Genomic DNA, 26,235 nt, shown 5'->3' on the forward strand with positions numbered 1-26,235 from the left:
TAGTACTATTCCCTTGTTAAAGGCATAGTAGAACAGCGTAACAAACCTTCTTGCTTAGCAATCTCAGCATAAGGTACTTCTTCAACTATAAAGCCATTTTCTCGTAACCAAGTATTTAATCTTGTAAAGTTCTTTTCTGAGATAATAACATCTTCAGAAATAGAAAACACATTACTATTCATATTATACATTTCTTCTTTTGTAATTTCAAATACATTGTCTTTCCCAAAGAAGTCTAGCAACCATTGATATTCCTTTTCAACTAAAAAACCATTTTTATGAAGTATCGCTTTGTCTTTTCCTATAGGTTGAAAACAACAATCTAAATGCAATGCATTCTCTTTAGGGTCTGTATTCGACTTTTTAAGTTCAAATGATTTTACGGTTTTGTGAGGAAACAATTCTTGGATCGCGATTACTGCATCCATGTTAGTTCTGGCTGTAATATAATCTGAATAATCAGCTCCAGAATAGGTGCCAATAAAAATATAATCGTTCCAAGGCATTACGTCTCCACCTTCTACGTGGCATTCTTCTGGCAGTACAATGATATTCTCCTCTCCTATTTCATCTAATACGTGTTGAATGGCCTCATACTCACGCTCGCGATCTGGTAGAATATTCGCTTCTATTAATTTATCTTCAATCACAAAGGCAATATCTCTAGAAAATATCTGATTATAATCCTTAATTACTTTTGGTCTATAGACTTTTACACCATACTTCTTAAACACAGCAGCAACAGCTTCCATTTCCTTTACCATATCACTTTCTTTAGGATATGTACCAGCTTTTATATGCTGGACTGATTTAGGGTCGTAAGCGTCTTCAATGGATGGTACTGGACCAATACTTTCTGCTATACCTAAAATAACAGCTTTAAGACGAGACGTTTCGTTTTGTATGTTTAGTTTCATATGTGTAAAAATATAAAAGCTTCATAAATATATGAAGCTTTTAAAAAATATATGATTATAATTTATCTTTTATCAATAGATTTAAATGGTCTGTACGTTTCACCAATATAAAGTTGTCTAGGACGTCCAATTGGTTCCTTACGCATACGCATTTCTTTCCATTGTGCAATCCAACCTGGTAAACGACCTAATGCAAACATTACCGTAAACATCTCAACAGGTATTCCCATAGCTCTGTAAATAATACCAGAATAGAAATCTACATTTGGATATAATTTTCTCTCTACAAAATATGGATCTTCTAAAGCTTCTTTTGCCAAACCTTTAGCGATATCTAAAATAGGATCTTCAATACCTAAATCTGCTAAAACTTCATCAGCTGCCTTTTTAATAATAAGTGCTCTAGGATCGAAGTTTTTATATACTCTATGACCAAAGCCCATTAATCGGAAAGGGTCATTTTTATCTTTAGCTTTAGCCATGTACTTTTTAGTATCACCACCATCTGCCTTTATTGCTTCTAACATTTCTAATACAGCCTGATTAGCTCCACCATGTAATGGTCCCCAAAGTGCAGAGATACCTGATGCAAGTGAAACAAAAAGACCAGCGTGAGAAGAACCAGTAATTCTTACTGTAGAGGTAGAACAATTTTGCTCATGGTCTGCATGTAAGATTAAAAGTTTATCTAATGCGTTTACAAGAATAGGATTCTGTTCATAGTCGCTATTTGGACTCTTAAACATCATTTTTAAAATATTCTCTACATAACCTAATTTGTCATCTCCATACTCTAAAGGTAATCCTTGTTTTTTACGCATTGTCCAAGCAACAATTACAGGGAATTTACCTAAAATGGTTACAATAGAATTATACATTGCCACCTCTGAAGCCACATCCACTGAAGTTGGATAAAAAGCCGTAAGTGCACTAGTTAAAGAAGACAACACTCCCATTGGATGTGCCGATTTAGGGAAAGCATCTAATATTTTCTTAAGGTCATCATCAACTACTGAATGACTTTTAATGTCCGCATGAAATTTATCTAATTCAACTTTAGTTGGTAATTCACCAAATATTAATAAGTATACAACTTCTAAAAAATCAGCTTTTTCAGCAAGTTCTTCAATTGAATAGCCTCTATATCTTAAGATACCTTTTTCACCATCTAAAAACGTAATAGCACTTTCACAACTACCAGTATTTTTATAACCAGGATCTAAAGTAATAGCTCCACCTGTTGCGCTTCTTAAACTTTTAACATCAATAGCGACTTCATTTTCTGTACCTATAATTATTGGAAAATCGTATTTTTCACCATTAATTTCTAATGTAGCTTTATCTGACATATCTTCTTTTCGGATTTTTATATATTATTAGAGTCGTAAATTTACGAAATATCAAACGATTTCGAAAGGAGATTTATAATCGTTTTAACATTTGAAATAAGTTTAACGAATAGTCTGATTTTTCGATTCATTTGTGGAATAAATGTAGATAAGTTTCAATCATGGTTCTTCTACTAAAGAAGGAAAACACTTAAAATAAAAAAAGACCTACAAAAACAAATTTGTAGGTCTTTAATATCATTATTAAAATGAAATGCTTATTTCAATTTAAAAGCATTTGCTCCTGGAAAATAAGCCACATCTCCTAGTTCTTCTTCTATACGTAATAACTGATTGTATTTAGCCATACGATCACTACGCGAAGCAGAACCTGTTTTAATTTGTCCACAGTTTAACGCTACAGCTAAATCTGCAATAGTATTATCTTCCGTTTCACCAGATCTATGAGACATAACAGACGTATAACCTGCGTTATGAGCCATGTTTACAGCCGCAATAGTTTCTGTTAGAGTACCAATTTGGTTTACTTTAATTAAAATTGAATTTGCAATACCGTTTTCAATTCCACGAGATAAACGTTCTACGTTAGTTACGTATAAATCGTCACCTACTAATTGTACTTTATCTCCAATTTGTTCAGTAAGATCTTTCCAACCATCCCAATCGTTTTCATCCATACCATCCTCAATTGAGATAATAGGATATTTAGCAGCTAATTCTGCAAGATATTTAGCCTGTTCTTTACTTGTTCTTACTTCACCTTTATCACCTTCAAAAAGTGTATAATCATATTTACCATCTTTGTAAAATTCTGCTGCAGCACAATCTAAAGCAATCATAATATCTTCTCCGAATTTATAACCTGCTTTTTCAACAGCATTTTTAATGGTATCTAATGCATCTTCCGTTCCTCCTGGTAAGTTTGGTGCAAAACCACCTTCATCACCTACTGCAGTACTTAAATTTCTATCGTGTAATACTTTTTTAAGATTATGGAAAATCTCAGTTCCCATTTGCATTGCTTGCGTAAAGTTTTTTGCTTTTACAGGCATAATCATAAACTCTTGAAACGCAATAGGAGCATCACTATGAGAACCACCATTAATGATATTCATCATTGGTAATGGTAATGTATTTGCAGAAACACCACCAACGTATCTGTATAATGGCATACCTAATTCATTCGCTGCAGCTTTAGCAACAGCTAAAGAAACACCCAATATTGCATTAGCGCCTAATTTAGATTTGTTTGGTGTACCATCTAAATCTATCATCATTTGATCTATCGCATTCTGTTCAAAAACAGAAACACCTAATAGCTCTTGAGCAATTGTTGAGTTTACATTCTCTACAGCCTTTAAAACACCTTTACCCATGTAAGAATCTCCTCCATCTCTTAATTCTACCGCTTCATGTTCTCCAGTAGAAGCACCAGAAGGCACTGCTGCTCTTCCCATAATTCCATTTTCTGTAGTAACATCAACTTCTACCGTTGGATTTCCTCTAGAATCTAATATTTGTCTCGCGTGTACGTTGATTATAATGCTCATTTTTATATTATTTTATATGTTGATTTCTTATCAAATTTACAAAAATATACAGCGTAAAACATAACAAAAATCATATTTCACATTAATATTTACTATAATGTTTTCGTAACTAAAAAAACGCAATAAAAGAGATGTTTTATTGCGTTTTTGTTATTATTTATTTTTAATATTCTCTATAAACTGATCAAACAGATATAAAGAATCATTTGGTCCAGGACTAGCTTCTGGGTGATATTGAACTGAAAAACAGTTTTTATCTTTAATCCTTATTCCGGCAACTGTATTATCGTTCAAATGTACATGCGTTATTTCTACATTAGCATTAGCTTCGGTTTCCTCTCTATTAACAGCAAATCCATGGTTTTGAGATGTAATTTCACCTTTACCTGTAATTAAGTTTTTTACAGGGTGATTTATACCTCTATGACCATTATGCATCTTATAAGTTGAAATACCATTTGCTAACGCAATTACTTGATGCCCTAAACAGATGCCAAACAATGGCTTATTCTGAGCTATTATTTTTTTTGCTAAAGCTTGTGCGTCAACCAAAGGTTCTGGATCACCAGGTCCATTAGATAAGAAATAACCATCTGGATTGAATGCTGCTAAATCTTCAAACTTTGCATTGTATGGAAATACTTTAACGTAAGCATCTCTACTCACTAAGTTTCTAAGAATATTTTTCTTTATACCAATATCTAAAGCTGCAATCTTATAAGTTGCATTTTCATTACCAACAAAATAAGGCTCTTTAGTTGATACTTTAGAAGCCAATTCTAAACCTTTCATAGAAGGTAATTCTGCCAATTGCTTTTTAAGAGCTTCAATATTATCAACTTCTGTTGTAATTACAGCATTCATTGCTCCATTATCTCTAATGTAACTAACTAAAGCTCTTGTATCAACATCTGCAATGGCTAAAGTATTATACTTTTCGAAGAATTCTTCTAAAGAACCATCAGCTGCTGGTCTTGAGTAGTTAAAACTAAAATTCTTACAAATTAATCCTGCTATTTTAACATCTTCAGATTCACTTTCTTCCATTTTAGTCCCGTAATTTCCAATATGTGCATTGGTTGTTACCATAAGTTGACCATAATAAGAAGGATCTGTAAAAATTTCTTGATAACCTGTTGTACCTGTATTGAAACAAACTTCACCAAAAGCAGAACCTTCTTTTCCGATGGACTTACCATGAAAAATTGTTCCGTCTGCTAAAAGAATAAGGGCTTTTTTTCTTTGCTTGTATTTCATTGTCGTTGTGTTGAATCGTTTATTGCTATTAAATCGATGTTATTACTCGTTTACCAAAAGGTGTTTTAAGACCTATTCTTATGCGTTAGTGATTGAACGGTTTGTTTCAGCTCCTCGCAGAGAGCGAGTAGTAAAAGCGCGACCGAATAAGTTTTGTTTAAAACTTGTTGGGTAACGCCCAAATCGTTAATCTAACTTTTGCAAAAATCCAAAAAAAAAGGATAAACTGAAACAGTCTATCCTTTATATTTATTAATGCTTATTAACATTTATTCTTCTTCGTTTGAAGTTTTAGTATCCACAGGTGGAGTTGTAGTAGCTTTGCTACCTCCTCTTCTACTTCTACGAGTTGTTTTCTTAGGTGCTTTATCAGCGTTGTAGATTTCGTTGTAATCAACTAATTCTATCATTGCCATATCAGCGTTATCACCTAATCTGTTTCCTAATTTAATGATACGAGTATATCCACCTGGACGATCACCAATCTTTGCTGCTACATCTCTAAATAATTCAGTAACTGCTTCTTTTTGTCTAAGTCTAGACATCACAATACGTCTGTTATGTGTTGTGTCTGTCTTAGATTTTGTAATCATTGGTTCAACAAACTGCTTTAAAGCTTTTGCTTTCGCTACTGTTGTGTTAATACGTTTGTGTTCTATTAAAGAACAAGCCATATTAGCTAACATTGCTTTTCTGTGTGCTGTTTGTCTTCCTAAGTGGTTGAATTTTTTTCCGTGTCTCATGACATTTGTTTTATCATCTTGCTACTAAACTCATTAATCGAGGAGCAAAATATGATTAATTAATCTTTATCTAATTTATATTTACCTAAATCCATTCCGAAGTTTAATCCTTTAACGTTTACTAGTTCTTCTAATTCTGTTAAAGACTTCTTACCGAAGTTTCTGAATTTCATTAAATCATTTTTATTGAATGATACTAAGTCACCTAAAGTATCTACTTCTGCAGCTTTTAAACAATTAAGAGCACGTACAGAAAGATCCATATCAACTAATTTAGTTTTCAATAGTTGTCTCATGTGAAGTGATTCTTCATCATAAGTTTCAGTCTGTGCAATTTCATCAGCTTCTAATGTAATACGCTCATCTGAGAATAACATGAAGTGGTGAATTAATATTTTAGCTGCTTCAGTTAAAGCATCTTTTGGGTTGATTGATCCGTCAGTTTGAATTTCAAAAACTAATTTTTCGTAATCCGTTTTTTGTTCTACACGGAAGTTTTCAACAGCATACTTTACATTCTTTATAGGTGTAAAAATTGAATCTGTAAAGATTGTTCCGATTGGTGCTGAAGCTTTCTTATTTTCTTCTGCAGGTACGTAACCTCTTCCTTTTTCAATAGTTAACTCCATATTGATGTTTACTTTAGGATCTAAGTTACAGATAACTAAATCTGTATTTAATACTTGGAAACCTGAAATAAACTTCTGAAAATCACCAGCTGTAATCTGATTTTGCCCAGATATAGAAATAGTAACAGTTTCGTTATCAATTTCATCGATTTGACGCTTAAAGTTAACTTGCTTTAAGTTCAAAATCATTTCAGTTACATCTTCAACTACTCCAGAAATTGTAGAAAACTCATGATCTACACCTTCTATTCTTATTGAAGTAATTGCAAAACCTTCTAAAGAAGATAATAAAACTCTTCTTAAAGCATTACCAACAGTTAATCCGTATCCTGGTTCTAAAGGTCTAAATTCAAATTTACCTTCGAAATCAGTAGAATCAATCATGATTACTTTATCTGGTTTCTGAAAATTTAATATTGCCATATTATTCTTCGTTTTAATTGTTACTTGGTTGCGCGATTTATAAGTTTGAAGAACACAAATAAATCCTTTGGCCAAATACCAATATGATTAATTATTATTTAGAGTAAAGTTCAACGATAAATTGTTCGTTGATTTGTTCTGGAATTTGAATTCTAGCAGGAACAGAAACATAAGTTCCTTCCATTGAACCTGTATTCCAAGTAATCCATTCAAATACATTACTAGAGTTAGCTAGTGAGTTTTGAATAGCTTCTAAAGATTTAGATTTTTCTCTTACACCTACAACATCACCAGCTTTTAATTGGTATGAAGGAATGTTTACCTTTTCACCATTTACTGTAATATGTCTGTGAGAAACCAATTGTCTTGCACCACTTCTTGTTGGAGCAATACCCATTCTGTATACAACATTGTCTAAACGAGATTCACATAATTGAAGTAATACTTCACCTGTAATTCCTTTAGCAGAAGTTGCTCTTTTAAACATGTTTCTGAATTGCTTTTCTAATATACCATAAGTATATTTAGCTTTTTGCTTCTCCATTAATTGGATAGCATATTCAGATTTTTTACCACGACGACGGTTATTTCCGTGTTGTCCTGGAGGATAGTTTCTTTTTTCGAAGGCTTTATCGTCTCCGAAGATAGCTTGTCCGAATTTACGAGCTATTTTAGTTTTAGGACCAGTATATCTTGCCATTTTAAATTTGTTTAGAGAGTGATTATGGAATTAAGGTCTTAATCTTATCCTTCTATAACCGTTAACCTCTCGATTGATACTTGTTTTAATTTTTCAGTTTGCAAATTTATGCAAAATAAACTAATATCAATACATTTTCATGAATGATATTAGTTTACATATAATTTTATAGAATTTTCCTAATTAAATTTAATTAGAAAACTGAATACTATTCAGATTAAACTCTACGTCTTTTTGGAGGACGACAACCGTTATGTGGCATTGGAGTTACATCAATAATTTCTGAAACTTCGATACCTGCATTGTGTATAGATCTTATAGCAGATTCTCTACCATTACCTGGACCTTTAACGTATGCTTTTACTTTCTTTAAACCAGCTTCTTTAGCTACTGCCGCAGCATCTTCTGCAGCTAATTGCGCAGCGTATGGTGTGTTCTTTTTAGAACCTCTAAAACCCATTTTACCAGCTGATGACCAAGAAATAACGTCACCTTTTTTGTTTGTTAAAGAAATAATGATGTTATTAAAAGAAGCTGTAATATGAACTTCTCCAACTGCATCAACAATTACTTTACGTTTTTTAGTACTTGACTTTGCCATGTTTTCTTTTAGTTTTTAGTATTAGTTTAAAGTCGCTAGAATCCTAAACCGTTAAATTTCAAACAGATTCTTTCCAACGTCTAAAGACCAAAGACTATTTATTATTTAGTTACTTTCTTCTTGTTAGCAACCGTTTTTCTTCTACCTTTTCTAGTACGAGAGTTATTCTTAGTACGTTGTCCTCTTAAAGGAAGACCAACTCTATGACGAATACCTCTGTAACATCCAATATCCATTAATCGCTTAATGTTCATTTGTGTTTCAGAACGTAACTCACCTTCGATTTTAAAAGTTCCAACAGCGTCACGGATCGCTCCAATTTCGTCGTCAGTCCAATCTTGTACTTTAGTGCTTTCGTCAACTTTAGCCGCTGCTAAAATTTCTTTTGCTCTACTTCTACCTACTCCGTAGATATAAGTTAAAGAGATAACTCCTCTTTTCTGTTTTGGTATGTCTACACCTGCAATTCTTGCCATAATTACCCTTGTCTTTGTTTGAATCTAGGATTCTTTTTGTTAATGACGTAAAGTCTACCTTTTCTGCGGACTAATTTACAGTCTGCGCTTCTTTTCTTTACTGATGCTCTAACTTTCATCGTATTAGTATCTATAAGTTATGCGAGCCTTAGTTAAATCGTAAGGACTCATTTCTAATTTCACCTTATCACCTGGTAATAACTTAATATAATGCATACGCATTTTACCAGAGATATGTGCAGTCACTATATGACCATTTTCTAATTCTACTCGAAACATAGCATTAGATAATGCTTCTATAATTGTTCCGTCTTGTTCTATTGCTGCTTGTTTTGCCATAATTATATCTTATTGCGCAACCGCCTTTCTGTTTTTACCAGTCTTCATTAAACCATCATAATGCTTATTTAATAAATAAGAATTAATCTGTTGCATAGTATCTATTGCTACACCCACCATAATTAAAAGAGATGTACCTCCAAAAAACAATGCCCAACCAGATTGAACGTTCATTAATTTCATAACTACTGCAGGAAAAATTGCAACTAAAGCTAAGAAGATTGAACCAGGTAAAGTAATTTGAGACATAATTTTATCTAAATACTCAGAAGTTTCTGACCCTGGACGAATGCCTGGAATAAATCCACCACTACGTTTTAAATCATCTGCCATTTTATTTGTAGGTACTGTGATTGCCGTATAAAAATATGTAAATATTATAATTAATAAAGCAAACATTAAATTGTACCAAAAACCAAACATATCTGAGAAATTAGCTTGCATCCAAAGACCAGCTGCCGTATCCTTTAACCAAGATGAACTTCCAATTAAACCAGGAACAAACATAATAGCTTGTGCAAAGATAATTGGCATTACACCTGAAGCGTTTAATTTTAATGGTAAAAATTGACGAGATCCAAATACATTTTTCTCATAACCACCAGAGGCAGTTCTTCTTGCATATTGTACCGCAATTTTTCTTACTGCCATTACTAAGAATATAGAAGCTAAGATAATTAAGAACCAAATAACTAATTCGATTAAAATCATCATAAAACCACCATTTCCACCTTCTAATCTAGAAGCCGCATTCTGAATAAATGATGCAGGTAAGGTTGCAATAATACCAACCATAATTAATAATGAAATACCATTACCTATTCCTTTATCTGTAATCTTCTCACCTAACCACATTGCAAATACACAACCTGTAACAAGAATAATTACTGAAGAGAAATAAAAGATATTCTCACCAAAACCTGGCACTAATAAAGCACTCATTGATGAAGCTCCTGATAAAGCCGGTATACTCGCCAAATAACCTGGTGCTTGTACTAGACAAATACCAATAGTCAACCAACGCGTAATCTGAGTGATTTTTTTCTGACCACTAGCACCTTCTTTCTGAAGCTTTTGTAAATAAGGAATCGCAATACCCATTAATTGAACTACAATTGAGGCAGATATATAAGGCATAATACCTAAAGCAAAAACAGAAGCATTTGCAAAAGCACCTCCTGTGAAAGCGTTTAGTAATCCTAAAAGACCACCTGTAGTTCCATCTTGTAAACCACCTAAAGCATCGATATTAACACCAGGTAATACAACCTGAGCGCCAAAACGATAAACCAAAAGCAAACCTAAGGTTAGAATAATTCTATCCTTAAGTTCTGTGATTTTCCAAACGTTTTTTAATGTTTCTATTATTTTCATCCTATAAATCTTATAAAGTTACAGCTTCACCACCAGCCGCTTCAATAGCAGCTTTTGCCGTAGCAGTAAATTTATGAGCAGTTACTGTTAATTTTGTTTTTAACTCTCCTCTACCTAAGATTTTTACTAGCTCGTTTTTACCAGCTAATCCCATAGATACTAAAGATTCAAAGTCAACACTATCTTTAACTTTCTTTTCATCTACTAACTTTTGCAATGTATCTAAGTTTACACCTTGATACTCTACTCTGTTAATATTTGTAAATCCAAATTTAGGAACACGTCTTTGTAATGGCATCTGACCACCTTCGAATCCTAATTTCTTAGAATATCCTGAACGAGACTTTGCCCCTTTGTGACCACGTGTTGCAGTACCACCTTTACCAGAACCTTGTCCACGTCCAATACGCTTACCTTGATTTTTTACTGAACCTTCTGCAGGTTTTAAATTACTTAAATCCATTGTTAAGTTATATTATTAAGCTTCCTCTACAGAAACTAAGTGTTCAACTTTCTTCACCATACCAAGGATGTTTGGTGTGGCATCGTGCTCTACTACTTGTCCAATCTTTTTTAAACCTAAAGCTAATAATGTTAACTTTTGTCTTTTAGTACGATTGATTGCACTTTTTACTTTCTTTACTTTAATCTTTGCCATCTTATCCTATCGATTATCCGTTAAATACTTTTTCAAGTGAAATTCCACGTTCTTTAGCTACAGACTTAGCATCTCTTAATTGTAATAAAGCATCAAAAGTTGCTTTTACTACATTATGAGGGTTTGAAGATCCTTGAGATTTAGATAATACATCATGTACACCTACTGCTTCAAGTACAATTCTTACCGCACCACCTGCAATTACACCTGTACCAGGAGCAGCAGGAATAATGTTAACTCTTGCACCACCATACTTACCTTTTTGTTCGTGTGGTAATGTGCCTTTGATAATAGGAATTCTAACTAAGTTTTTCTTAGCATCTTCAACTGCTTTAGCAATTGCAGTAGCAACATCTTTAGACTTACCTAAACCATGTCCTACAACATTTGTTTCGTCTCCTACAACAACAATTGCAGAAAAACCAAATGCTCTACCACCTTTTGTTACTTTAGTTACACGCTGTACACCTACTAAACGGTCTTTTAATTCTAATCCGCCTGGTTTAACAAGCTCTGCGTTTTTATATTTTTGATACATAATGTCTTAAAATTTAAGTCCTGCTTCTCTAGCACCTTCTGCTAATGATTTTACCCTTCCATGATATAAGTAACCACCTCTATCAAAAGAAATAGTTTCAACACCAGCCTTAATAGCTTTTTCTGCAACAGACTTACCTACTAAAGTAGCCATTTCCGTTTTATTTACTTTAGACTTAGCTAAATCCTTATCTCTTGAAGATGCAGCAGCTAAAGTTTTACCAGATACATCATCTACAACTTGAGCATAAATCTCTTTATTACTTCTAAAAACAGCCAATCTTGGTTTTGTTTCTGTACCAGATACTACCTTACGGATTCTGTTTTTAATTCTTAATCTTCTATCGTTCTTTGTCAATGCCATAACTTAATTATTACGCTGATTTACCTGCTTTTCTTCTAATTTCTTCACCAACAAACTTGATACCTTTTCCTTTGTAAGGTTCTGGTCTTCTGAAGCCACGTATTTTTGCAGCAACCTGACCCACTAATTGTTTGTCAAAAGATGTTAATTTTACTCTTGGATTCTTACCTTTTTCTGAAATAGTCTCCACAGTTACTTCTGGAGCAATATCCAAAACAATATTATGAGAAAATCCTACAGCCAAATCTAATCTCTGTCCTTGATTCGAAGCTCTATAACCTACACCAACCATTTCTAGTTCTTTGGTCCAACCTTTAGAAACACCTTCTATCATATTAGCAATTAATGCTCTATAAAGACCATGTTTTGCTCTTAAATCTTTTTTATCAGATGAACGCTCTAATGTTATAGTACCGTCTTCTAATTTAATTTCAATCTCTGAATACTCCTGAGTTAATTCACCTAATTTACCTTTTGCAGTAATCAAGTTATCTTTAATCTCAACTGTTACACCTTCAGGAACTGTTATTGGGTTTTTACCTATTCTTGACATAATTTCCTGTTTTTAGTATACGTAACATAAAACTTCACCACCAACATTTTCTCTTTGCGCTTGTTTACCTGTCATTACTCCATGAGAAGTAGATACAATTGCAATACCTAATCCGTTAAGGATTCTTGGCATTTCGTTAGAAGAAGCATACTTACGTAAACCTGGTTTACTGATTCTTTGAATTTTTTTGATTACTGACTCTTTAGTGTCTTTACTGTATTTCAAAGCAATTTTAATAGTACCTTGAACTGATGAGTCATCGAACTTATAACTTAAGATAAATCCTTGGTCGAATAAAATCTTAGTTATTTCTTTTTTTAAGTTAGATGCAGGAATCTCAACCACTCTGTGATTAGCCTTAACTGCATTTCTAACTCGCGTTAAATAATCCGCTATTGGATCTGTATACATATTTATTAATTTGCGGTAGCGGTTTTCAGCACTATTGCTAAACCTGAAACCAATTTATAATTTTACCAACTGGCCTTTCTAACACCAGGAATTAAACCTTGGTTAGCCATTTCTCTAAACATCACACGAGAAATTCCAAATTGTCTCATATAACCTTTTGGTCTTCCAGTAAGTTTACAACGGTTGTGCTGACGTATTGGAGAAGCATTTTTAGGTAATTTCTGTAATGCTTCATAGTCACCAGCTTCTTTTAAAGCTTTGCGCTTTTCAGCATATTTAGCTACCGTTTTAGAACGCTTAACCTCACGGGCTTTCATTGATTCTTTAGCCATAATTAATTCTTTTTAAAAGGTAATCCTAGTTCTGTTAATAAAGACTTCGCTTCCTTATCTGTATTAGCAGAGGTAACGAATGTTATATCCATTCCTGAAATTTTATTGATTTTATCAATATCAATTTCAGGGAAAATGATTTGTTCTACAACTCCTAAGTTATAATTTCCACGACCATCAAAACCAGTAGCCTTGATACCATTAAAATCTCTAACTCTAGGTAAAGCTGAAGTTACTAAACGATCTAAGAACTCATACATTTGCTCTCCTCTTAAGGTTACTTTGGCACCAATAGGCATTCCTTTACGCAACTTAAATGAAGCAACATCTTTCTTAGACATTGTGTGTATAGCTTTCTGTCCTGATATTTTTGTAAGTTCATCTACTGCGTGATCGATTAATTTCTTATCCGCAACAGCAGCACCAACACCTTTAGATATTACTATCTTTTCAAGTTTAGGTACTTGCATTACATTTTTATATCCAAATTCTTCGGTAAGAGCAGGAACAATTTTGTCCTTATACTCTTGTTTTAATCTTGCAACGTAAGCCATAATTAAATTACTTCATTAGATTTTTTAGAAAATCTCACTTTATTATCACCATCCATTTTGTAGCCAACTCTAGTTGCTTCACCTTTTGAAGTTAACAATGTTAAGTTAGAAATATGAATTGATGCTTCTTTCTCTACAATACCACCTTGAGGGTTTTGTGCACTTGGTTTAGTATGTTTCTTAACCATGTTTACACCTTCTACAATGGCCTTGTTCTTATCTATTAATACTTTAAGTACTTTACCTTCTAAACCTTTATGGTCTCCAGCAACAACTTTTACCGTATCTCCTGATTTTATTTTAAGCTTTGTCATTTTATTTATCAATTAAAGCACTTCTGGTGCCAATGATACAATTTTCATGAATTGTTTATCACGAAGTTCTCTAGCTACAGGACCAAAAACACGTGTTCCTCTCATTTCTCCTTGAGGATTTAAAAGTACACATGCGTTGTCGTCAAATCTAATGTAAGACCCATCTGGACGTCTTACTTCTTTAGCAGTACGCACAACAACTGCTGTAGAAACAGCACCTTTTTTGATATTTCCGTTAGGTGTTGCATCTTTTACAGCTACAACAATCTTATCTCCAACAGAAGCGTATCTTCTTTTAGTTCCTCCTAATACACGGATAGTTAAAACCTCCTTTGCACCAGTGTTATCAGCTACTTTTAATCTTGATTCTTGTTGTACCATAATTACTTCGCTCTTTCAATTATTTCTACTAATCTCCAACATTTAGACTTACTTAAAGGTCGTGTTTCCATGATCTTTACAGTATCTCCTTCGTTGCAGTCGTTTGTCTCATCGTGTGCGACATATTTTTTTGTCTTTAACACGAATTTTCCATACATAGGGTGTTTTACTTTCTTAACTTCAGCAACCACAATAGATTTCTCCATTTTGTTACTAGTTACGATCCCTATACGTTCTTTTCTTAAATTTCTTTTTTCCATCTTTCAGCAGAATACAATTATTGTACGTCTCTTTTAGTTAATTCGGTTGCCACTCTAGCTACTGCACGACGAGCGACACGTAACTGAATTGGATTGTCTAAAGGAGAAATAGTATGAGCCATTTTAAGGTCAGTATAACTCTTTTTAGTCTCACTAAGTTTCTCTTGTAACTCAGCTGTTGAAAGCTGTTTAATTTCTGATTGCTTCATAATATCTTTTTATTAAGCTTCGTAATCTCTAGCTATGATAAACTTAGTTTTTACCGGAAGTTTCTGTGCTGCTAAACGTAAAGCTTCTTGCGCTACGTCCAATGGCACACCACTTATTTCAAATAACATACGTCCTGGTTTCACAACTGCTGCCCAATATTCAACACCACCTTTACCTTTACCCATACGTACTTCAAGAGGTTTCTTTGTTATAGGTTTGTCTGGAAAAATTTTAATCCATAACGACCCTTCTCTTTTCATGTAACGAGTTGCTGCAATACGTGCTGCTTCTATTTGACGTGCAGTAATAAAAGTCGATTCAAGTGACTTAATACCGAAAGTACCATTTGATAACAAATGACCTCTTCCCGCATTACCTTTCATACGTCCTTTTTGCTGCTTACGAAATTTTGTTCTTTTAGGCTGTAACATTTTGTCTTTTCTTTAAAAAATTACTTTCTACGACGAGATTGGTTCTTGTTTCCACCACGTCCACCTTTACCTTTTTGTTGTTTAGATAAGCCAACTAATGGTGATAATTCTCTTTTACCATACACTTCGCCTTTCATTATCCAAACTTTGATGCCCAATCTACCATAAGTAGTATGTGCTTCTACAAGAGCATAATCAATATCAGCTCTAAATGTAGATAAAGGAATACGTCCTTCTTTATAGTGCTCTGATCGTGCCATTTCAGCACCATTTAAACGACCACTAATCTGAATTTTGATTCCTTCTGCATTCATACGAATGGCAGCTGCAATAGCCATTTTTATAGCACGTCTATAAGAAATTCTACTCTCAATTTGACGAGCTACACTTGCTGCTACTAAGTATGCATCTAGCTCAGGTCTTTTAATCTCAAAGATGTTCAATTGAACTTCTTTACCAGTAATCTTTTTAAGCTCTTCTTTCAACTTATCTACCTCTTGGCCACCTTTCCCGATAATGATACCAGGTCTTGCAGTAGTGATAGTAACGGTTACAAGTTTAAGCGTACGCTCAATAATTACTCTACTTACACTAGCTTTAGATAAACGCGCGTGAACGTATTTTCTAATCTTATCGTCTTCGGCAAGTTTATCACCATAATCGTTTCCTCCGTACCAGTTAGATTCCCATCCTCTGATAATTCCTAAGCGATTTCCGATTGGATTTGTCTTTTGTCCCATATCTCTATCTTAGCTTTGTGTTTTGTTTATTGCATCTACAACCACTGTTACGTGATTAGATCTCTTTCTAATTCTATGTGCTCTACCTTGAGGTGCTGGTCTTAAACGCTTAAGCATTGCTCCACCATCTACTCTAATCTCTTTAATAAAAAGATTAGCTTCCTCAACATCAGCATCTTCGTTTTTTGCTTGCCAGTTTGCAATTGCAGACATAACAAGTTTCTCTAAACGACGAGACGCTTCTTTTTGGCTAAATCTAAGAATCTGAAGAGCTTTCTCTGCCTTTTGACCTCTTACTAAATCCGCAACTAAACGCATTTTTCTAGGTGAAGTAGGACAGTTATTTAGCTTAGCAAAAGCAATCTGCTTTTTTTCAGCCTTAATAGCTTCCGCCATTTGTTTTTTACGACTTCCCATGATTCTTATTTTTTACCTTTATTCTTAGCACCAGCATGACCTCTAAAAGATCTTGTCGGTGAAAATTCTCCTAATTTATGACCTACCATGTTTTCAGTAACATATACTGGAACAAATTGACGACCATTGTGAACTGCAATAGTCTGACCAACGAAATCCGGAGATATCATTGATGCTCTAGACCAAGTTTTAATTACCGTCTTTTTGTTCGAAGCCACATTATCTGCAACTTTCTTTTCTAACTTATAGTGGATATAAGGTCCTTTTTTTAATGAACGTGCCATACTATCTTAATTATTTCTTTCTACGTTCTACAATATACTTATTACTCGACTTAGTCTTAGAACGTGTTCTAAATCCTTTAGCAGGAATACCGTTTCTAGACCTCGGATGACCACCTGAAGACTTACCTTCACCACCACCCATTGGGTGATCGACTGGATTCATCACTACTGGTCTAACTCTTGGACGTCTTCCTAACCATCTACTTCTACCTGCTTTACCAGATACTAATAATTGATGATCTGAATTAGATATCACACCTATTGTAGCCATACAAGTAATTAGAATCATTCTAGTTTCACCTGACGGCAACTTAACAGTTGCAAATTTGTCACCTCTTGCCATTAACTGAGCAAAAGCACCAGCACTACGAGCCATAACAGCTCCTTGACCAGGACGTAACTCTATACAAGAAATAATTGTACCTAAAGGTATTTCACTTAATGGCATTGCATTTCCAATTTCTGGAGCAATACCTGTTTCACCAGACACTATATTTTGACCTACTTGTAAACCATTTTGAGCGATAACATAACGTTTCTCACCATCTTGGTAATTAAGTAAAGCAATAAATGCTGTTCTGTTTGGATCATATTCGATAGACTTAACTTCAGCAGGTACTCCCGCTTTGTTACGTTTAAAATCAATGATACGATACTTCTTTTTATGACCACCACCAATATGGCGCATAGTCATTTTTCCACGACTGTTTCTACCACCAGATCTTTTATTCGGAACAAGCAAGCTTTTTTCCGGCTTATCAGTAGTTATGGCGTCGAATCCATTTACTACTCTAAATCGCTGAGCTGATGTGATTGGTTTTAATTTTCTTACTGACATTAACGTCTAAAATTACATGTTAGTGTATAAATCTATTACTTCACCTTCCGCCAGTTGTACAATTGCTTTTTTAACAGCATTTGTTTTACCATGTTGAATACCAGTCTTTGTGTGACGTGTTCTTCTTTCTGGACGGACATTTATTGTACGAACTTTTTCAACAGAAACTCCATAAGCAGCTTCCACCGCTTTTTTGATTTCTACCTTGTTCGCCTTTGGATTCACTTGAAATGCAAACGCATTCAACGACTCACTTTGCATAGTCGCCTTTTCTGTGATTATAGGTTTTATTAAGATACTCATCTGTTCTATTTACTTAAATTCGATTCAATTCCTTCTAATGCACTTTCAATAAGAATAACTTTGTTAGCATTCATAATTTTATAAGTGCTTAATTCAGAGGTTGTTACAACTTCTGAACCCTTAAAATTGCGTGAGGACAAATATACATTATTATTTGAGCCACCCAACACAATAAGAGATTTTTTGTTTTCAACCTCTAAAGCCTTTAAAACATTGACGAAATTTTTAGTTTTTGGAGCATCAAAACTGAAATCTTCCATTACTAAAATTGACTTATCATTTGCCTTAATACTTAATGCAGATTTTCTTGCTAATCGTTTTAAACCTTTATTTAATTTAAAACTATAGTTTCTTGGTCTAGGACCGAACATACGTCCACCTCCTCTAAATACACCAGACTTAATACTACCTGCTCTTGCAGTACCAGTACCTTTTTGTTTTTTAATCTTACGTGTACTACCAACAATCTCTGCTCTTTCTTTAGCCTTATGTGTACCCTGTCTTTGATTTGCTAAGTATTGCTTAACATCCAAATAGACAGCGTGATTATTAGGCTCTATAGCGAACACTTCTTTAGAAAGCTCAGCTTTCCTCCCAGTGTCTTTTCCGTTTATATCTAAAACTGCTACCTTCATTACTTCTGAATAATTACATAAGAGTTTTTATGACCAGGAACACATCCTTTAACCACAAGTAAGTTCTTTTCAGCAACTACTTTATAAACTCTTAAATTTTGAACTTTAACTGTTTCACCACCCATTCTTCCGGCCATCTTCATTCCTTTGAATACTCTCGCAGGATAAGAAGCTGCACCAATTGAACCTGGAGCTCTTAAACGGTTATGTTGACCGTGTGTCGCTTGACCTACACCAGCAAATCCATGACGCTTTACAACACCTTGAAAACCTTTACCTTTAGAAGTTCCTGCAACATCTACAAATTCACCTTCTGTGAATTGATCTACAGTGATAGAATCACCTAACTTGTACTCCGAATCAAAACCTTTGAATTCAACAACTTTGCGTTTTACAGAAGTACCCGCTTTTTTAGCATGACCTAAGTCTGCTTTAGTAGCGCTCTTTTCTGTCGCGTCATCGAAACCTAATTGAAGGGCTGAATAACCATCCACTTCTTCAGTTCTGACTTGGGTAACGATACATGGTCCAGCTTCGATTACTGTACATGGAATATTCTTTCCATTTTCATCGAAGATGCTGGTCATACCGATTTTTTTTCCAATTAACCCAGACATATTTATTATTTATTAATTATTACTATTTGTTATTCAAAATTCAAGGCTGAAAAATACGTTTCAGCCTTGAATTGTATTTTTTACCGTTTTTCCTTCGCACGCAGCTTAGGACATGTTAGTGTTCAATTACACTTTTATTTCAACTTCAACTCCACTCGGCAATTCAAGTTTCATTAAAGCATCAATTGTTTTAGAAGATGAAGAATAAATATCTAATAACCTCTTGTAAGAGCTTAATTGAAATTGTTCTCTAGACTTCTTATTTACGTGTGGTGAACGTAATACAGTGAAAATCTTCTTGTGTGTTGGCAATGGAATTGGACCCGTTACTACAGCACCTGTACTTTTTACCGTTTTTACAATCTTATCAGCAGATTTATCCACCAAGTTGTGATCGTAAGATTTTAATTTAATTCTGATTTTTTGACTCATTTTCTTAAGATTTACGATTCAACGCCTTTAGCTGCTTTAATAACTTCTTCTGAAACATTAGAAGGTGTCTCAGCATAGTGTGAAAACTCCATTGTTGAAGTTGCTCTACCAGATGATAATGTTCTTAATGTTGTTACATATCCAAACATCTCAGATAATGGTACGGTTGCTTTTACAGTTTTTGCACCAGCTCTATCACCCATGTCACTAACTTGACCTCTTCTTCTATTTAAATCACCTACAATATCACCCATGTTTTCTTCAGGAGTAATTACCTCAAGTTTCATAATAGGCTCCATTATAACCGCTTTAGCTGCTTTCGCTGAATTCTTAAATCCAAGTTTCGCTGCTAATTCGAAAGATAATTGATCCGAATCCACATCATGATAAGATCCATCTTTCAATGTTACTTTCATTGCATCTACTTCGAATCCTGCCAATGGACCATTTACCATTGCCATTTTGAATCCTTTTTCAATTGAAGGGATAAATTCCTTAGGAACGTTACCACCTTTAATAACAGACTCAAACTGAAGACCTACAACACCTTCATCAGCTGGCTCAATCGTAAATACGATATCAGCAAACTTACCACGACCACCAGATTGTTTCTTATAAACTTCTCTATGATCAGCAGATCTTGTAATAGCTTCTTTATATTCAACTTGTGGCTGACCTTGGTTAACCTCAACTTTAAACTCACGTTTTAAACGATCAACAATTACATCCAAGTGCAACTCACCCATACCAGAAATAATAGTCTGACCAGAAGCTTCGTCTGAACGTACAGTAAATGTAGGATCCTCTTCCGCTAATTTAGCTAATCCCATTCCTAATTTATCAACATCAGCTTTAGTCTTAGGCTCAACCGCAATACCAATTACTGGATCAGGGAAGTCCATAGATTCTAAAACAATAGGAAATTTCTCAGCGGTAAGCGTATCTCCTGTTTTGATAGATTTAAATCCAACAGCAGCTCCAATATCACCAGCTTCAATATAATCAATTGCATTTTGCTTGTTAGCATGCATTTGGTAAATACGAGAAATACGTTCTTTTTTTCCAGAACGATTATTTAACACATAAGAACCTGCATCTAAACGACCAGAATATGCTCTAAAAAATGCTAAACGACCAACAAAAGGATCAGTAGCAATTTTAAATGCTAAAGCAGCAAAAGGCTCCTTTACATCTGGCTTACGAATTTCTTCTTTATCAGTATCTGGATTAACACCAATAATACCTTCCTTATCCATAGGAGAAGGCAAATAACGACATACAGCATCTAATAAGAACTGAACACCTTTATTTTTAAAAGCAGAACCACAAACCATAGGAATAATCGCCATATCCATAACAGCAGCTCTAAGTGCAGCATGCACCTCGTCTTCTGTAATAGAATCTTCATCTTCCATGAACTTCTCTAGTAAGTTCTCATCGTAGCTAGCTACTTCCTCTATTAATAATGCTCTATACTTTCTAGCTTCAGCTTTAAGGTCTTCTGGAATTTCAATAACATCAAAAGTTGCCCCTTGAGTTTCATCATGCCATACGATAGCTCTATTCTTAACTAAATCTATAATACCTTTAAAGTCATCTTCATCACCAATGTTTAAAACGATTGGCACAGCATTAGACTTCAACATGTCTTTTACTTGCTGACAAACACCTAAAAAGTCAGATCCTTGACGATCCATTTTATTAACGAAACCAATACGTGGCACTTTGTAGTTATCTGCTAATCTCCAGTTAGTTTCAGATTGTGGCTCAACACCATCAACTGCACTAAATAAGAATACTAAACCATCAAGTACACGTAATGAACGGTTTACTTCAACCGTAAAATCAACGTGACCAGGTGTGTCAATAATATTAAAATGATAATCCATTGCATCTGCAGTTGGTTCACCATTTTCAATAGGGAATTTCCACTCACAAGTTGTCGCAGCCGAAGTAATTGTAATACCTCTTTCTTGCTCTTGCTCCATCCAGTCCATAGTTGCAGCACCATCATGAACTTCACCAATTTTGTGTGAAACTCCTGTATAATAAAGAATACGTTCTGTCGTCGTGGTTTTACCAGCATCAATATGCGCTGCAATACCAATATTTCTTGTATATTTTAAATCTCTTGCCATTTCTTATTAAAATCTAAAGTGAGAGAATGCTTTGTTAGCCTCAGCCATCTTGTGAGTATCAGTTCTTTTCTTAACCGCTGCTCCTTCTTCTTTAGCCGCAGCTAAAACTTCTGATGCTAAACGTTGCGCCATAGATTTTTCGTTTCTTTTACGTGAAAAGCTTATTAACCATTTCATCGCAGTTGAAACCTTACGGTCTGGACGAATCTGCATTGGAATCTGAAATGTAGCACCACCAACACGACGACTACGTACTTCTACGTGAGGCATTACGTTAGATAAAGCTTCTTTCCAAATTTCTAAAGCTGTTTTTTCGTCATCATTTTTTTTCTCCTCAACAATATCAATTGCATCATAGAATACTTTAAAAGCTACAGACTTCTTACCATCCCACATCATCATGTTAACAAAACGTGTTACTAACTGATCATTAAATCTTGGATCTGGTAAAAGCGGTCTCTTTTTTGCTGCTCTTTTTCTCATGTCTTCTTCTTAAAGTTTTTAATTACTTCTTAGGGCGTTTTGCACCATACTTAGATCTACGTTGTGTTCTTCCTGATACACCTGCTGTATCTAAAGCACCACGAACGATGTGATATCTAACTCCTGGCAAATCTTTTACCCTTCCACCTCTAACCAATACTATCGAGTGCTCTTGTAAATTGTGACCTTCTCCACCAATGTATGCATTTACTTCGTTTCCGTTTGTTAAACGAACCCTTGCTACCTTACGCATTGCTGAGTTAGGTTTTTTAGGTGTCGTTGTATAAACACGAGTACATACACCACGTCTTTGAGGACACGAATCTAAAGCAGCCGATTTACTCTTCTTGGTTATTTTGGCTCTTCCTTTTCGTACTAATTGTGAAATTGTTGGCATATATTTCTATATAAAATTTTATTAACCCTCACTTTTGAGGGCTGCAAAGGTATGAATTAATATCTATTATTCAAACACTTGGGAATTAATTTTTAAAAGAAATATAAACTTTCATTTCATTGGTATATAATATCAGCTATTTTTACGTTAACATAAAAGTTACTCTATTTAGCATCCATGCCATTTTACAGTCGAATCATTATACTTGTTTTTACTTTGATTTTTTCAAATCAGAGTATAGGGCAATCCATTAATTTGAAAATTTTAGGAGAAAGTAATGAAAAGACTTCAATAATTGACTCCCTCAACTACAGCAAAAGCTTTGATGATTATATTAGTTTATTAAATCAAGTTGAAAGACTAAAGACCAAATTAACTAAACATGGCTATATCGATACATCAATTGAAAGCATCACAAAACAAAACGATTCTCTTTTTGAGGCCAAACTCTACTTAGGGGATAAAGTAAATCGTATTAGAATATATTTAAAATCAAATTTTAAAGAAACCTATCCTAACCTAATTAACAGCACTAAAGGTGAAGATTATATAGATTTAGAAATAACAGAGATTGAAAGTTACTTAGATAATTTAAACGCTAAGGTAGCTGAGTTAGGTGATCCATTTTCAACTCTACAACTTATTAATCTATCTAAACTAAAGCCTAATCTAATAATAGCAGATTTAAAAATTGTCTCTAATCAAAAAAGGCGCATTGATAATATTATTATTAAAGGTTATGATAAATTCCCTATGTCTTATGTAAAACATTTCTTAAAACTAAAAACAGGCAAATCTTTCAACTTAAATGCTATTAAAAAAAAGGTTGAATTATTAAATGAGTTGCGATTCGCAAGTAAGATAAAAGACCCTGAAGTTCTTTTTACACAGGATTCTACGACCTTATATATATATGTAGAAAAAACAAAAACCAATAACTTTGATGGTTTTTTAGGTTTTGGAACCAACGAAAGCACCAACAAGATTGAATTTGATGGTTATTTAGATTTAAGATTAATTAATAATCTTAATTATGGAGAAACTTTAAATCTCTTTTACAAAAGCGATGAGATTGACCAACAAACTTTTAAAGTTGATGCCGATATACCATATTTATTCTCTACTCCAATTGGGATTCAAGTTGGTTTAAAAATTTTTAGAAAAGACTCTACTTTCTTAAATGCCAATCAATATGCAAAAGTCAATTACCAAATAAATACACAGCATAAAATTGGTATTGGTATTGCTACAACTAATTCCACAAATTTATTAGCATCTGATACTGACATATTAAATGATTATACAACAAATTATTATACTTTACAGTATAATTATACCAGAACTCAACCGTTAGACCCTTTATTTCCAATTAATTTTTGGTTCGATTTTTCATCAAGTTTTGGTAATCGAGATAACAACTTAGGCAAACAAAAACAAAGTGTTTTTAGTTTTGACACTTATAAAATTTTTAATCTAAACAATAAAAATAGTATCTACACCAGATTAAATGGAGCTACTTTAACTTCTAATGATTATTTAGACAATGAGCTATTTAGATTTGGAGGCATCAATTCTATCCGCGGATTTGAAGAAAACAGTTTAGTTGCTAATCTTTATGGCGTAATAAATACAGAATACAGATATCGATTAAGTAATAGTATATATGTTCATTCCGTTTTTGATGCTGCATATTTTGAACACAAACTCAGTAACAACAAAGAAAAACTTTTTGGCTTTGGCTTTGGTTTAGGCCTATTAACCAATGCTGGCTTATTTAGGTTGAATTATTCTAGTGGTAAAAGTGAAAGCAGACCTTTTAAGCTATCAGATTCTAAAGTCCATTTAAGCTTAACAGCTACTTTTTAAGAATTAAAATTAATACGCTAGATTTGTTCTGAAAAAAATTACACTATGTTAAGAAAACTACTTTTTACTTTATTAAGTACAATAAATTTTACTTTTTCTCAGAATACCATAGGGACTACAGTAATCTCAGAAGGAGTCTATGAAGGTTACACTTTATTTACATCACAAAACGATACGTATTTAATTAATAATTGTGGAGAATTAATTAATCAATGGTCTAGTAGTTTCCCTCCTGGTAATGCTGTTTATCTATTGGAAAATGGTAACATACTGAGAGCAGGTAGATCAAATAGTTCTGATATATCTTTTGGTGGACAAGGCGGAGTGATTGAAATTTTTGATTGGGACGGCAACCTGACTTGGCAATATTTTTATGATACACCTATGATGAGACAACATCATGATGTATACCCAATGCCAAATGGTAACGTGCTCATTTTGGCCGTAACACGCATGACAAATAGTGAAGCACTCCAAGCAGGTCGAAACCCAATGAATTTAACTGAATCTGATTTATATAACGAACAAATAATTGAAGTAACACCTGTTGATTCTAATAACGCAACAGTGGTATGGGAATGGAATGTAAAAGACCATTTAGTTCAAGATTTTGATAATAGTAAAGACAATTTTGGTGATGTTGGATTAAGCCCAGAGAAATTGAACATCAACTTCTTAAATGGTGGGTCAGGCGGCTCTAATTGGCTTCATTTTAATTCTATTCAATTTAACCCAGTCCTTGATCAAATTGTTATAAGTTCAAGAAATTTAAGCGAAATTTATATTATAGACCACTCTACCTCTACGGCAGAGGCTGCTAGCAGTTCTGGAGGAATCTACAATAAGGGTGGTGATTTGTTATACCGTTGGGGAAATCCACAATCTTACAATCAAGGCACTGAAACCAACAGAAAGCTTTATGGCCAGCACTATCCTCATGTTATTTCAAACGGATTAGTAGATGCTGGAAAAATAATAATATATAATAACGGTAACGGCAGATCACCTTTATTTTCAGAAGTTTTTATTATTAATCCCGAAACTAATAGCCCTGGAGTTTACACGTACCAATCTGACACGGCATTTGGTCCGCAAGACCCTGAATACATATACTTTAACACAACATCACCAAATGAGTTTTTCTCTAATATTTTAAGTAGTGCTCAACGTCTACCAAATGGTAATACTTTAATTTGCGAAGGTATTAATGGTAGATTTTTTGAAATTACACCCTCAGAATATATAGTTTGGGAATATATTAATCCTGTGAATTCAACTAACGGTAATATCGCTGAACAAGAAACAGAACCTTCGACATTTACAAACACAACCTTTAGAGGTATAAAATATGCTCCTACATATGCTGCTTTTACTGGGAAAGATTTAACACCTAGCACACCATTAGAACTCAATCCTGATATCAGTGCATGTCAAACTTTAGGTATCATAGATACTCTTCAAGTAACTATCAGTTTACACCCTAACCCTACCAAAGCACAAATAAACATTAACTCTAATATCGTTATAGACAAAATAGAAGCTTATACTACATTAGGACGTAAAGTAAATGAATCTCACTCTAATATTTTAGATCTGTCTAATGAAGCAAATGGAATCTACTTTTTAAGAATTTATTCTGAATCTAAAATTATCACAAAAAAGGTGATTAAAAATTAATCTTAATCTATCTAATATATTTAATAAACCATCCCTTTTTCAGGA

38 protein-coding genes are annotated in these 26,235 nt (G+C 33.8%); 2 read left to right on the forward strand and 36 right to left on the reverse strand.

Annotation, left to right across the window (positions count from 1 at the left end; genetic code table 11):
- Positions 1-5: 5 nt before the first annotated feature.
- The 36 genes from Q0807_RS16150 to rpsL form a co-directional block, all read right to left on the reverse strand.
- On the reverse strand, positions 6-917 hold the full coding sequence (locus tag Q0807_RS16150; RefSeq protein ID WP_299111679.1) for a dimethylarginine dimethylaminohydrolase family protein: 912 nt from the start codon (positions 915-917) through the stop codon (positions 6-8).
- Between the two features lie 62 nt (positions 918-979).
- Positions 980-2,266, reverse strand: a complete 1,287-nt coding sequence (locus Q0807_RS16155) for a citrate synthase (protein ID WP_299111681.1) — start codon at positions 2,264-2,266, stop codon at positions 980-982.
- A 257-nt stretch (positions 2,267-2,523) separates the two neighbouring features.
- On the reverse strand, positions 2,524-3,816 hold the full coding sequence (gene eno / locus Q0807_RS16160; protein ID WP_299111684.1) for a phosphopyruvate hydratase: 1,293 nt from the start codon (positions 3,814-3,816) through the stop codon (positions 2,524-2,526).
- A gap of 153 nt (positions 3,817-3,969) precedes the next feature.
- The gene (gene carA, locus Q0807_RS16165; protein ID WP_299111687.1) at positions 3,970-5,073 is read right to left on the reverse strand and encodes a glutamine-hydrolyzing carbamoyl-phosphate synthase small subunit; all 1,104 of its coding nucleotides are present in this window, start codon (positions 5,071-5,073) and stop codon (positions 3,970-3,972) included.
- Positions 5,074-5,342: 269 nt separating this feature from the next.
- Entirely contained in the window at positions 5,343-5,816 is a 474-nt protein-coding gene (rplQ, locus tag Q0807_RS16170; RefSeq protein WP_299111689.1) for a 50S ribosomal protein L17, read from the reverse strand.
- Positions 5,817-5,875: 59 nt separating this feature from the next.
- Positions 5,876-6,868, reverse strand: coding sequence for a DNA-directed RNA polymerase subunit alpha (locus tag Q0807_RS16175; protein WP_299111692.1), 993 nt, complete (start codon positions 6,866-6,868; stop codon positions 5,876-5,878).
- Between the two features lie 94 nt (positions 6,869-6,962).
- Entirely contained in the window at positions 6,963-7,568 is a 606-nt protein-coding gene (gene rpsD / locus Q0807_RS16180) for a 30S ribosomal protein S4 (RefSeq protein WP_299111695.1), read from the reverse strand.
- Between the two features lie 217 nt (positions 7,569-7,785).
- Positions 7,786-8,169: a 30S ribosomal protein S11 gene (gene rpsK / locus Q0807_RS16185; protein WP_299111698.1), complete on the reverse strand. Its 384-nt coding sequence runs from the start codon at positions 8,167-8,169 to the stop codon at positions 7,786-7,788.
- A 101-nt stretch (positions 8,170-8,270) separates the two neighbouring features.
- Positions 8,271-8,645: a 30S ribosomal protein S13 gene (gene rpsM, locus Q0807_RS16190; RefSeq protein ID WP_299111702.1), complete on the reverse strand. Its 375-nt coding sequence runs from the start codon at positions 8,643-8,645 to the stop codon at positions 8,271-8,273.
- Between the two features lie 2 nt (positions 8,646-8,647).
- Positions 8,648-8,764 (reverse strand): type B 50S ribosomal protein L36, encoded by a 117-nt coding sequence (ykgO, locus tag Q0807_RS16195; protein ID WP_008269159.1) that lies wholly within the window; start codon positions 8,762-8,764, stop codon positions 8,648-8,650.
- 4 nt (positions 8,765-8,768) lie between these two features.
- Positions 8,769-8,984: a translation initiation factor IF-1 gene (gene infA, locus Q0807_RS16200; protein ID WP_007094967.1), complete on the reverse strand. Its 216-nt coding sequence runs from the start codon at positions 8,982-8,984 to the stop codon at positions 8,769-8,771.
- Between the two features lie 9 nt (positions 8,985-8,993).
- Positions 8,994-10,358 (reverse strand): preprotein translocase subunit SecY, encoded by a 1,365-nt coding sequence (secY, locus tag Q0807_RS16205; protein WP_299111705.1) that lies wholly within the window; start codon positions 10,356-10,358, stop codon positions 8,994-8,996.
- Positions 10,359-10,368: 10 nt separating this feature from the next.
- Positions 10,369-10,821: a 50S ribosomal protein L15 gene (gene rplO / locus Q0807_RS16210; protein WP_299111709.1), complete on the reverse strand. Its 453-nt coding sequence runs from the start codon at positions 10,819-10,821 to the stop codon at positions 10,369-10,371.
- Positions 10,822-10,836: 15 nt separating this feature from the next.
- Complete coding sequence (rpmD, locus tag Q0807_RS16215) at positions 10,837-11,016, reverse strand: 50S ribosomal protein L30 (RefSeq protein ID WP_008269164.1); 180 nt, start codon at positions 11,014-11,016, stop codon at positions 10,837-10,839.
- A 13-nt stretch (positions 11,017-11,029) separates the two neighbouring features.
- Positions 11,030-11,554: a 30S ribosomal protein S5 gene (gene rpsE, locus Q0807_RS16220; RefSeq protein ID WP_299111712.1), complete on the reverse strand. Its 525-nt coding sequence runs from the start codon at positions 11,552-11,554 to the stop codon at positions 11,030-11,032.
- Between the two features lie 6 nt (positions 11,555-11,560).
- Complete coding sequence (rplR, locus tag Q0807_RS16225; protein ID WP_299111714.1) at positions 11,561-11,917, reverse strand: 50S ribosomal protein L18; 357 nt, start codon at positions 11,915-11,917, stop codon at positions 11,561-11,563.
- Between the two features lie 10 nt (positions 11,918-11,927).
- The gene (gene rplF / locus Q0807_RS16230; RefSeq protein ID WP_299111716.1) at positions 11,928-12,470 is read right to left on the reverse strand and encodes a 50S ribosomal protein L6; all 543 of its coding nucleotides are present in this window, start codon (positions 12,468-12,470) and stop codon (positions 11,928-11,930) included.
- A gap of 12 nt (positions 12,471-12,482) precedes the next feature.
- Positions 12,483-12,881 (reverse strand): 30S ribosomal protein S8, encoded by a 399-nt coding sequence (gene rpsH / locus Q0807_RS16235; protein WP_299111718.1) that lies wholly within the window; start codon positions 12,879-12,881, stop codon positions 12,483-12,485.
- Positions 12,882-12,943: 62 nt separating this feature from the next.
- Complete coding sequence (gene rpsN, locus Q0807_RS16240; protein ID WP_020897643.1) at positions 12,944-13,213, reverse strand: 30S ribosomal protein S14; 270 nt, start codon at positions 13,211-13,213, stop codon at positions 12,944-12,946.
- 2 nt (positions 13,214-13,215) lie between these two features.
- Positions 13,216-13,767 carry a 50S ribosomal protein L5 gene (rplE, locus tag Q0807_RS16245; RefSeq protein ID WP_299111727.1) on the reverse strand — a complete coding sequence of 184 codons (552 nt, stop codon included), beginning with the start codon at positions 13,765-13,767 and terminating at the stop codon, positions 13,216-13,218.
- Between the two features lie 2 nt (positions 13,768-13,769).
- Positions 13,770-14,081 carry a 50S ribosomal protein L24 gene (gene rplX / locus Q0807_RS16250; protein WP_299111730.1) on the reverse strand — a complete coding sequence of 104 codons (312 nt, stop codon included), beginning with the start codon at positions 14,079-14,081 and terminating at the stop codon, positions 13,770-13,772.
- Positions 14,082-14,093: 12 nt separating this feature from the next.
- Positions 14,094-14,462 carry a 50S ribosomal protein L14 gene (gene rplN, locus Q0807_RS16255; RefSeq protein ID WP_299111733.1) on the reverse strand — a complete coding sequence of 123 codons (369 nt, stop codon included), beginning with the start codon at positions 14,460-14,462 and terminating at the stop codon, positions 14,094-14,096.
- 2 nt (positions 14,463-14,464) lie between these two features.
- On the reverse strand, positions 14,465-14,722 hold the full coding sequence (gene rpsQ / locus Q0807_RS16260) for a 30S ribosomal protein S17 (protein ID WP_092469501.1): 258 nt from the start codon (positions 14,720-14,722) through the stop codon (positions 14,465-14,467).
- Positions 14,723-14,739: 17 nt separating this feature from the next.
- On the reverse strand, positions 14,740-14,931 hold the full coding sequence (gene rpmC, locus Q0807_RS16265) for a 50S ribosomal protein L29 (protein ID WP_173281853.1): 192 nt from the start codon (positions 14,929-14,931) through the stop codon (positions 14,740-14,742).
- A 12-nt stretch (positions 14,932-14,943) separates the two neighbouring features.
- Positions 14,944-15,363 (reverse strand): 50S ribosomal protein L16, encoded by a 420-nt coding sequence (gene rplP, locus Q0807_RS16270; RefSeq protein WP_008269176.1) that lies wholly within the window; start codon positions 15,361-15,363, stop codon positions 14,944-14,946.
- A gap of 20 nt (positions 15,364-15,383) precedes the next feature.
- Positions 15,384-16,103 (reverse strand): 30S ribosomal protein S3, encoded by a 720-nt coding sequence (rpsC, locus tag Q0807_RS16275; RefSeq protein ID WP_299111738.1) that lies wholly within the window; start codon positions 16,101-16,103, stop codon positions 15,384-15,386.
- 9 nt (positions 16,104-16,112) lie between these two features.
- On the reverse strand, positions 16,113-16,520 hold the full coding sequence (gene rplV, locus Q0807_RS16280; RefSeq protein ID WP_299111740.1) for a 50S ribosomal protein L22: 408 nt from the start codon (positions 16,518-16,520) through the stop codon (positions 16,113-16,115).
- 5 nt (positions 16,521-16,525) lie between these two features.
- Positions 16,526-16,804 (reverse strand): 30S ribosomal protein S19, encoded by a 279-nt coding sequence (gene rpsS, locus Q0807_RS16285; RefSeq protein WP_157364594.1) that lies wholly within the window; start codon positions 16,802-16,804, stop codon positions 16,526-16,528.
- A 10-nt stretch (positions 16,805-16,814) separates the two neighbouring features.
- On the reverse strand, positions 16,815-17,642 hold the full coding sequence (gene rplB, locus Q0807_RS16290) for a 50S ribosomal protein L2 (protein ID WP_299111748.1): 828 nt from the start codon (positions 17,640-17,642) through the stop codon (positions 16,815-16,817).
- Between the two features lie 12 nt (positions 17,643-17,654).
- Positions 17,655-17,945, reverse strand: coding sequence for a 50S ribosomal protein L23 (rplW, locus tag Q0807_RS16295; RefSeq protein ID WP_299111751.1), 291 nt, complete (start codon positions 17,943-17,945; stop codon positions 17,655-17,657).
- 5 nt (positions 17,946-17,950) lie between these two features.
- The gene (gene rplD / locus Q0807_RS16300; RefSeq protein WP_299111753.1) at positions 17,951-18,580 is read right to left on the reverse strand and encodes a 50S ribosomal protein L4; all 630 of its coding nucleotides are present in this window, start codon (positions 18,578-18,580) and stop codon (positions 17,951-17,953) included.
- A complete protein-coding gene (gene rplC, locus Q0807_RS16305) occupies positions 18,580-19,197 on the reverse strand; it encodes a 50S ribosomal protein L3 (RefSeq protein WP_299111755.1) in 618 nt (205 codons plus the stop codon). The genes rplD and rplC overlap by 1 nt, the downstream gene beginning before the upstream one ends.
- A gap of 126 nt (positions 19,198-19,323) precedes the next feature.
- The gene (gene rpsJ, locus Q0807_RS16310; RefSeq protein ID WP_007650482.1) at positions 19,324-19,629 is read right to left on the reverse strand and encodes a 30S ribosomal protein S10; all 306 of its coding nucleotides are present in this window, start codon (positions 19,627-19,629) and stop codon (positions 19,324-19,326) included.
- Positions 19,630-19,640: 11 nt separating this feature from the next.
- Positions 19,641-21,767 carry an elongation factor G gene (fusA, locus tag Q0807_RS16315; protein ID WP_299111757.1) on the reverse strand — a complete coding sequence of 709 codons (2,127 nt, stop codon included), beginning with the start codon at positions 21,765-21,767 and terminating at the stop codon, positions 19,641-19,643.
- Between the two features lie 6 nt (positions 21,768-21,773).
- Positions 21,774-22,250 (reverse strand): 30S ribosomal protein S7, encoded by a 477-nt coding sequence (gene rpsG, locus Q0807_RS16320; RefSeq protein WP_179339918.1) that lies wholly within the window; start codon positions 22,248-22,250, stop codon positions 21,774-21,776.
- Between the two features lie 22 nt (positions 22,251-22,272).
- Positions 22,273-22,647: a 30S ribosomal protein S12 gene (rpsL, locus tag Q0807_RS16325; protein WP_019386263.1), complete on the reverse strand. Its 375-nt coding sequence runs from the start codon at positions 22,645-22,647 to the stop codon at positions 22,273-22,275.
- A gap of 255 nt (positions 22,648-22,902) precedes the next feature.
- Between rpsL and Q0807_RS16330 the strand changes: the two genes are divergently transcribed.
- Both Q0807_RS16330 and Q0807_RS16335 read left to right on the forward strand, forming a co-directional pair.
- Entirely contained in the window at positions 22,903-24,513 is a 1,611-nt protein-coding gene (locus Q0807_RS16330; protein ID WP_299111764.1) for a POTRA domain-containing protein, read from the forward strand.
- A 45-nt stretch (positions 24,514-24,558) separates the two neighbouring features.
- Positions 24,559-26,190, forward strand: a complete 1,632-nt coding sequence (locus Q0807_RS16335) for an aryl-sulfate sulfotransferase (RefSeq protein WP_299111767.1) — start codon at positions 24,559-24,561, stop codon at positions 26,188-26,190.
- The last annotated feature ends 45 nt before the right edge of the window (positions 26,191-26,235 follow it).

It is taken from the genome of uncultured Winogradskyella sp. (assembly GCF_947495255.1).
Taxonomy (GTDB): domain Bacteria; phylum Bacteroidota; class Bacteroidia; order Flavobacteriales; family Flavobacteriaceae; genus Winogradskyella.

Bases quoted from the DNA above. Each gene is read 5' to 3' on its own strand.
- Q0807_RS16150 (WP_299111679.1), bottom strand. From the start codon at position 917: ATGAAACTAAACATACAAAACGAAACGTCTCGTCTTAAAGCTGTTATT.
- Q0807_RS16155 (WP_299111681.1), bottom strand. From the start codon at position 2,266: ATGTCAGATAAAGCTACATTAGAAATTAATGGTGAAAAATACGATTTT.
- eno (WP_299111684.1), bottom strand. From the start codon at position 3,816: ATGAGCATTATAATCAACGTACACGCGAGACAAATATTAGATTCTAGA.
- carA (WP_299111687.1), bottom strand. From the start codon at position 5,073: ATGAAATACAAGCAAAGAAAAAAAGCCCTTATTCTTTTAGCAGACGGA.
- rplQ (WP_299111689.1), bottom strand. From the start codon at position 5,816: ATGAGACACGGAAAAAAATTCAACCACTTAGGAAGACAAACAGCACAC.
- Q0807_RS16175 (WP_299111692.1), bottom strand. From the start codon at position 6,868: ATGGCAATATTAAATTTTCAGAAACCAGATAAAGTAATCATGATTGAT.
- rpsD (WP_299111695.1), bottom strand. From the start codon at position 7,568: ATGGCAAGATATACTGGTCCTAAAACTAAAATAGCTCGTAAATTCGGA.
- rpsK (WP_299111698.1), bottom strand. From the start codon at position 8,169: ATGGCAAAGTCAAGTACTAAAAAACGTAAAGTAATTGTTGATGCAGTT.
- rpsM (WP_299111702.1), bottom strand. From the start codon at position 8,645: ATGGCAAGAATTGCAGGTGTAGACATACCAAAACAGAAAAGAGGAGTT.
- ykgO (WP_008269159.1), bottom strand. From the start codon at position 8,764: ATGAAAGTTAGAGCATCAGTAAAGAAAAGAAGCGCAGACTGTAAATTA.
- infA (WP_007094967.1), bottom strand. From the start codon at position 8,984: ATGGCAAAACAAGCAGCAATAGAACAAGACGGAACAATTATAGAAGCA.
- secY (WP_299111705.1), bottom strand. From the start codon at position 10,358: ATGAAAATAATAGAAACATTAAAAAACGTTTGGAAAATCACAGAACTT.
- rplO (WP_299111709.1), bottom strand. From the start codon at position 10,821: ATGGATTTAAGTAATTTAAAACCTGCAGAAGGTTCAGTAAAAAATCAA.
- rpmD (WP_008269164.1), bottom strand. From the start codon at position 11,016: ATGGCAAAGATTAAAGTAAAGAAAGTAAAAAGTGCAATCAATCGTACT.
- rpsE (WP_299111712.1), bottom strand. From the start codon at position 11,554: ATGTATCAAAAATATAAAAACGCAGAGCTTGTTAAACCAGGCGGATTA.
- rplR (WP_299111714.1), bottom strand. From the start codon at position 11,917: ATGGCATTGACAAAGAACGATAGAAGATTAAGAATTAAAAACAGAATC.
- rplF (WP_299111716.1), bottom strand. From the start codon at position 12,470: ATGTCAAGAATAGGTAAAAACCCAATAACAGTTCCTGAAGGTGTAACA.
- rpsH (WP_299111718.1), bottom strand. From the start codon at position 12,881: ATGTATACAGATCCAATAGCGGATTATTTAACGCGAGTTAGAAATGCA.
- rpsN (WP_020897643.1), bottom strand. From the start codon at position 13,213: ATGGCTAAAGAATCAATGAAAGCCCGTGAGGTTAAGCGTTCTAAAACG.
- rplE (WP_299111727.1), bottom strand. From the start codon at position 13,767: ATGGCTTACGTTGCAAGATTAAAACAAGAGTATAAGGACAAAATTGTT.
- rplX (WP_299111730.1), bottom strand. From the start codon at position 14,081: ATGACAAAGCTTAAAATAAAATCAGGAGATACGGTAAAAGTTGTTGCT.
- rplN (WP_299111733.1), bottom strand. From the start codon at position 14,462: ATGGTACAACAAGAATCAAGATTAAAAGTAGCTGATAACACTGGTGCA.
- rpsQ (WP_092469501.1), bottom strand. From the start codon at position 14,722: ATGGAAAAAAGAAATTTAAGAAAAGAACGTATAGGGATCGTAACTAGT.
- rpmC (WP_173281853.1), bottom strand. From the start codon at position 14,931: ATGAAGCAATCAGAAATTAAACAGCTTTCAACAGCTGAGTTACAAGAG.
- rplP (WP_008269176.1), bottom strand. From the start codon at position 15,363: ATGTTACAGCCTAAAAGAACAAAATTTCGTAAGCAGCAAAAAGGACGT.
- rpsC (WP_299111738.1), bottom strand. From the start codon at position 16,103: ATGGGACAAAAGACAAATCCAATCGGAAATCGCTTAGGAATTATCAGA.
- rplV (WP_299111740.1), bottom strand. From the start codon at position 16,520: ATGGGAAGTCGTAAAAAACAAATGGCGGAAGCTATTAAGGCTGAAAAA.
- rpsS (WP_157364594.1), bottom strand. From the start codon at position 16,804: ATGGCACGTTCATTAAAAAAAGGACCTTATATCCACTATAAGTTAGAA.
- rplB (WP_299111748.1), bottom strand. From the start codon at position 17,642: ATGTCAGTAAGAAAATTAAAACCAATCACATCAGCTCAGCGATTTAGA.
- rplW (WP_299111751.1), bottom strand. From the start codon at position 17,945: ATGAGTATCTTAATAAAACCTATAATCACAGAAAAGGCGACTATGCAA.
- rplD (WP_299111753.1), bottom strand. From the start codon at position 18,580: ATGAAGGTAGCAGTTTTAGATATAAACGGAAAAGACACTGGGAGGAAA.
- rplC (WP_299111755.1), bottom strand. From the start codon at position 19,197: ATGTCTGGGTTAATTGGAAAAAAAATCGGTATGACCAGCATCTTCGAT.
- rpsJ (WP_007650482.1), bottom strand. From the start codon at position 19,629: ATGAGTCAAAAAATCAGAATTAAATTAAAATCTTACGATCACAACTTG.
- fusA (WP_299111757.1), bottom strand. From the start codon at position 21,767: ATGGCAAGAGATTTAAAATATACAAGAAATATTGGTATTGCAGCGCAT.
- rpsG (WP_179339918.1), bottom strand. From the start codon at position 22,250: ATGAGAAAAAGAGCAGCAAAAAAGAGACCGCTTTTACCAGATCCAAGA.
- rpsL (WP_019386263.1), bottom strand. From the start codon at position 22,647: ATGCCAACAATTTCACAATTAGTACGAAAAGGAAGAGCCAAAATAACC.
- Q0807_RS16335 (WP_299111767.1), top strand. From the start codon at position 24,559: ATGTTAAGAAAACTACTTTTTACTTTATTAAGTACAATAAATTTTACT.